General features: G+C 52.0%; 2 rRNA genes. Both read left to right on the top strand.

Annotated features, from left to right (window positions below):
* Positions 1-294: ribosomal RNA gene (locus J7380_RS20290) — 23S ribosomal RNA — on the top strand; the annotation flags it as partial.
* A gap of 179 nt (positions 295-473) precedes the next feature.
* A 5S ribosomal RNA gene (gene rrf, locus J7380_RS20285) occupies positions 474-588 on the top strand.
* The last annotated feature ends 25 nt before the right edge of the window (positions 589-613 follow it).

Raw genomic sequence — 613 nt, 5'->3', positions numbered from 1 at the left:
TCGTGAGACAGTTCGGTCCCTATCTTCCGTGGGTGTAGGATACTTGAGAGGAGTTGCCCCTAGTACGAGAGGACCGGGGTGAACGATCCACTGGTGGACCAGTTGTTATGCCAATAGCAGTGCTGGGTAGCTATGATCGGACAGGATAACCGCTGAAGGCATCTAAGCGGGAAGCCCCCCTCAAAACAAGGTATCCCTGAGAGCCGTGGTAGACCACCACGTCGATAGGCCAGAGATGTAAGCGTAGTAATACGTTCAGTTGACTGGTACTAATTGCTCGATAGGCTTGATTTGATCCAGTAGAAGCAAGACTGCTTAAACTGATCAAAAGCATACACATACAATCAGTCGTACATGACTTGGACAAACACGCTTTGCGCTCCAATGGAGACGGAGCGGGAATGGGCATCCTTCGGATACCCTGCCTCCCGCCGCCGCTCTCCTGCGCAGAGCGCTGCTAGGAATTTATTCGGTTTGGTGATCATAGCGCGAGCAAAACACCTGGTCCCATCCCGAACCCAGCCGTTAAGTGCCGTAGCGCCGATGGTACTGCGTCTTAAGACGTGGGAGAGTAGGTCATCGCCAAACCTAATAAGTTCCTAGACTACAGTAT

The sequence above is a fragment of the Ruegeria sp. R8_1 genome, from assembly GCF_017743815.1.
Taxonomy (GTDB): domain Bacteria; phylum Pseudomonadota; class Alphaproteobacteria; order Rhodobacterales; family Rhodobacteraceae; genus Ruegeria; species Ruegeria lacuscaerulensis_A.
This window is presented reverse-complemented; position numbering and strand designations above follow the sequence as displayed.